The following is a 5,094-nucleotide window of genomic DNA, read 5'->3' on the forward strand; positions in this document are numbered from 1 at the left end:
GACTGGAGGCTTTTAAGAAAGGAAAGGAAGACCGGGCACTAATTACCGACTTGTTCCAGTATGGTAGGTATTTGCTAATCTCTTCTTCCAGGCCCGGCACAAACCCGGCCAATTTACAGGGGTTATGGAACCAAAATATTGCCGCCCCCTGGAATGCCGATTATCACTTAAATGTAAATTTACAAATGAATTACTGGCCAGCAGAAGTCACCAACCTAAGTGAACTTCACGAGCCTTTATTTGACTATACTAAAGGTTTGGTTGAGCGGGGAAAAAACACGGCGAGAGAACAATATGGTTTAGAAGGAGCGGTGCTTCATAATGCTTCAGATCTATGGGGCGCACCTTATATGCAGGCTCGTGAAGCTTATTGGGGCAGTTGGATTCACGGCGGCGGATGGCTTGCACAACACTTTTGGCAACATTACCTATTCACTCAGGATAAAGAGTTTCTTAAAACTACCGCTTATCCCGTTCTAAAGGAGTTTGCTACATTTTATGCCGGCTGGTTGGTTAAAGATGAAAAAACTGGAAGTTTTGTTTCTTTCCCGGAAACTTCTCCCGAAAATTCTTACATCAACGAGCAGGGAGAAAGAGTTGCACTTTCTTATGGTAGTGCTATGGGGCATCAAATAATCGCCGAAGTATTTGATAACACCTTAAAAGCTGCAGAAATTCTAGATATAGAAGATGCTATTTTAGGAGAAATAGAAGAAAAAAGAAACAAATTAACCCCAGGGTTAAAATTAGGACCTGACGGTAGGATCTTAGAATGGACTGAGCCTTACGAGGAACCTGAAAAGGGACATAGACACCTTTCACATTTATACGCGCTTCATCCTGGTTCAGGAATCACGGAGGCCGATTCCAATTTATTTGTAGGTGCTCAAAAATCTATTGATTATAGATTAAAACATGGGGGTGCAGGAACCGGTTGGAGTAGGGCCTGGATGATAAACTTTAATGCGCGATTATTTGATTCTGAAGCTGCAAGGGAAAACATTCATAAGTTTTTTGAAATTTCCCTGGCAGATAATTTATTCGATTTACATCCTCCTTTCCAAATTGATGGAAATTTTGGCTATACCGCTGGTATTGCTGAGATGCTATTACAATCTCATGAAGGTTTTCTACGAATATTACCAGCTTTACCGGAGGCCTGGGAGCAAGGACATATTAAAGGTTTAAAAGCAAGAGGTGATATAGGTGTCGATATACATTGGGAACTGGGTAGATTAAAGCAACTTACTTTAAGAACAAACAAAAAACAACAGGTTAAAGTAAAATATGGCCAGGAAGAAATCAAAATTAAACTTCCCAGTAATAATCAAGAAGTAATATTGAATTCAGAATTAAAAATAATCCGTGATTTATGAAAAACCTCTATTTTATATTTTTTTACATTCTATTTATCATTTTTTCGACTTTAAATGCTCAGGAACAAAAACCGAATGTGGTTTTGTTTCTTGTAGATGATATGGGCTGGCAAGATACTTCGGTTCCATTTTGGACAGAAGAAACAGCATTTAATAAACTTTATCATACTCCAAATATGGAACGTCTGGCAAAGAAGGGAACTAAATTCACCCAGGCCTATGCAACTCCTATTTGTTCTCCTTCAAGAGTAAGTATTTTAACAGGAGCCAATGCAGCAAGGCATCGAGTTACAAATTGGACTTTAGATAAAAACGAGTCTAAAGATGCTGCCGATGAACACCTTGAGTTTCCAAGATGGAATATGAATGGAATTTCCAATAACGAAGATATTCCTAATTCTTTTGTGGCAAATACTTTACCTGAGCTTTTAAAAATGAACGGTTACTATACTATTCACGCAGGGAAAGCGCATTTAGGAGCTAAAAATACACCGGGTGAAAATCCTTTAAATTTAGGTTTTGACGTAAATATTACGGGTCACGCCGCCGGGGCACCGGAGAGTTTTTTAGGAACAGAAAATTTTGGGAATGGAAAAGCCGGCAAGTCAGAGTGGGCCGTACCCGGTTTGGAAGAGTATCACGGTAAAGATATTTTTTTAACCGAAGCTATTACGCGTGAAGCATTGCAAAGTTTAGATGAGGTGGTTGGTAAAAAGCCTTTCTTTTTACATATGTCACATTATGCTGTGCACGTACCTATTATGGCTGATGAGCGTTTTTATCAGAAATATCTTGATACAGGTCTGGATAAGACTGAAGCTAAATACGCTTCTATGGTTGAAGGAATGGATAAGAGTTTGGGGGATATTATGGATTATCTGGAAGAAAATAATTTAGAAGAAAATACGATTATTCTTTTTATGTCAGACAATGGCGGGTTAAGTGCACATGCTCGTGGAGGAGAACCACATACGCATAATACCCCTTTAAACAGTGGTAAGGGTTCTGCCTATGAAGGAGGAATTAGGGTGCCTATGTTGGTCTACTGGCCTGAAAAAACCAAACCTGCATCCAGTATTGATGATTATGTTATAATTGAAGACTTTTTTCCCAGTATCCTGGAAATGACCAAAAGCCATATACCTGCTTTAAAACAAAAAGTGGATGGCCAAAGTTTTGTGTCATTAATTGAAGAAAATAATCAATCTCGTAATCAACGTCCATTATTCTGGCATTACCCTAATAAATGGGGTGGTAGTGGTCCTGGAATTGCCACATTTAGTGCAATTAGAAAGGGAGATTATAAACTTATTTATTACCATAAAGATCGCCGTTTTGAATTATTCAATATTAGAAAAGACATTGGGGAAACCTCCAATATTTCAGAAACTCATACTAAAAAAACAAAGGAATTAGCTACAATTTTGAGTTTGTATCTAGAATCGGTTGATGGGCAAATGCCTTTAGATAAAAGAACCAATAAGAAAGTAGAACTACCTATTAAAATATTTAAATAATGAAAAAACCAATTTTTTTACTGCTGTTATTAGTATTAATCAGCTTGATTTCTTGCAAAGAAAAAGTAACTGAACCGGAAGCGGTAGGACCTGTTCCATCACAAAGGCAATTAGCCTGGCAGGAGTTGGAATACTACGGTTTTGTTCATTTTAATATGAATACGTTTACCGATATGGAGTGGGGCGAAGGCGGCGAATCTCCAAAGAATTTTAACCCTACGAACCTCGATACAAGGCAATGGGCAAAAACCGCTAAAGATGCCGGGATGAAAGGAATAATCTTAACGGCAAAACATCACGACGGATTTTGTCTTTGGCCAACAGAAACCACGGAGCATTCAGTTAAAAATTCTCCCTGGAAAAATGGCGAAGGAGATGTAGTGAAAGAACTGGCAGAAGCCTGTAAGGAATTCGGACTAAAATTTGGCGTTTACTTATCACCATGGGATCGTAATCATCCTGAGTACGCCAGGGAAGAATATGTGAAAGTTTTTCATAAACAATTGGAGGAGCTTTTAACAAACTATGGACCTGTATTCGAGGTATGGTTTGATGGAGCGAATGGCGGGACCGGTTATTATGGAGGTGCTAATGAAAACCGCAAAATTGACGACGCAACCTATTATGAGTGGGATAAAGTAACCAAAATAGTTAGGGAGCTTCAGCCTGAAGCAGTAATTTTTAGTGGTGGGAATCCAGATGTGCGTTGGGTTGGCAACGAACATGGCTTTGCAGCTGAAACAAATTGGAGCCCATTTACCCCAGGGAGTGGAAATCTCCAAAATGGAGATGATGACGGGACACATTGGATTCCCGCAGAAGCTGATGTTTCCATTAGGCCGGGTTGGTATTATCACGCCAGGGAGGACCACCAGGTAAAAACATTGCCACATTTGTTGGATATCTATTATAAATCGGTTGGTAGAAATGCCTCACTTTTATTGAATTTGCCTGTGGATACCCGTGGTTTGGTGCACGAAAATGATGCAGAACAGTTGATGAAGTTGCGGAAGCAGTTAGATAAAGATTTTGCAGAGAATTTAGTTGAAGATGCCAACGTAGTAGCTTCCTCAGAGGCAGGCTCTCATTATAGTGCTCAAAAGACTATTAATGGGGATACTAAGGCTTATTGGATGCCACAAAAGGAAACCATAAAGTCAAACATAACGATTGAGTTCGATGAGCTGCAGGAAGTTAACCGGTTTGTAGTTCAGGAATATATTGCTTTAGGACAGCGTGTGAAGTCTTTTACTTTAGAAGGGAAGATTAATGGAGAATGGAAGGAAATAGCATCTGAGACTACCATAGGCTATAAGCGAATATTAAGGTTTGATCCTGTAGAAGTTTCTGCATTGCGTTTGAATATTACAGATGCTAAAGCACGACCTTTAATTTCAAATATTGAGGCTTATAAGGCACCTTTAATGATGGAAGCTCCAGAAATTGTACAGCATAAAGATGGTTTGATTAGCATTGAAAGCTATGATAAAAACCTGGAGCTTTATTATACCTTAAATGCAGAAGAGCCTAACAAGGATTCTAAACGATATTCTGAAGAATTTTTACTACAGGATCCTACCCGTGTAATAGCGGTAGCATATAACCCCGGAACTAATTCATATAGTGAAGTTTCCAACATTAGGCTGGATATACCCAAGAAGAATTGGAGAGTATTGAATGAAAATGACGATGCAGGAAAAATTATTGATGCCGATGAAAATTCAGTATGGACAAAACAAGGGAAACTTCCGCAGGAGGTAATAGTAGACCTCGGTAAAACCTATAATTTAAAAGGATTTACTTATTTACCCCAACAAAGTAGATGGCCACAAGGTGTAATTGCAGATTATGAATTTATGCTTAGCGAAAATGGAAAACAATGGAAGCAAGTAAGTGAAGGTGAATTTTCAAATATTAAAAATAATCCTATAGAACAGCTTATTGAATTTAAAACTACAAAGGCACGATATTTTAAATTCGTAGGAAAACGAAGTGCTGATGATACGGAAGTTCTGGGAATTGCTGAAATAGGAGTAATTACAGAATGATAANNTGGATCAATAGCAGCAACAAGAATATCTGCAAATACTACAAATGGGTTCAGCATAATTCAGTATGCTGGCAACTCATCGACAGCCACAGTTGCTCATGGTTTATCGCAAGGCCCGGAAATTATTTTCGTTAAGTCTTTAGACAATACT

Annotated in this window: 4 protein-coding genes; all 4 read left to right on the forward strand. The window is 38.6% G+C overall.

Features of this window, described 5'->3' with window-relative positions:
- Positions 1–1,376: glycosyl hydrolase family 95 catalytic domain-containing protein (locus B4F31_RS17400; RefSeq protein WP_349675933.1), on the forward strand; the 1,376-nt coding region annotated here is incomplete at its 5' end.
- Entirely contained in the window at positions 1,373–2,893 is a 1,521-nt protein-coding gene (locus B4F31_RS17405) for a sulfatase (RefSeq protein ID WP_093305280.1), read from the forward strand. The genes B4F31_RS17400 and B4F31_RS17405, both read left to right, overlap by 4 nt.
- Entirely contained in the window at positions 2,893–4,941 is a 2,049-nt protein-coding gene (locus B4F31_RS17410; protein WP_286761841.1) for an alpha-L-fucosidase, read from the forward strand. The genes B4F31_RS17405 and B4F31_RS17410 overlap by 1 nt, the downstream gene beginning before the upstream one ends.
- Before the next feature lie 12 nt (positions 4,942–4,953).
- A partial coding sequence (locus B4F31_RS18195; protein ID WP_422662562.1) for a DUF7483 domain-containing protein occupies positions 4,954–5,094 on the forward strand: 141 nt, incomplete at its 3' end.

Source organism: Salegentibacter sp. UBA1130, from assembly GCF_002311535.1.
Classification (GTDB): Bacteria; Bacteroidota; Bacteroidia; order Flavobacteriales; family Flavobacteriaceae; genus Salegentibacter; species Salegentibacter agarivorans.

Excerpts from the sequence above, each read along its gene's own strand:
- B4F31_RS17405 (WP_093305280.1), top strand. The coding sequence starts at position 1,373 with ATGAAAAACCTCTATTTTATATTTTTTTACATTCTATTTATCATTTTT.
- B4F31_RS17410 (WP_286761841.1), top strand. The coding sequence starts at position 2,893 with ATGAAAAAACCAATTTTTTTACTGCTGTTATTAGTATTAATCAGCTTG.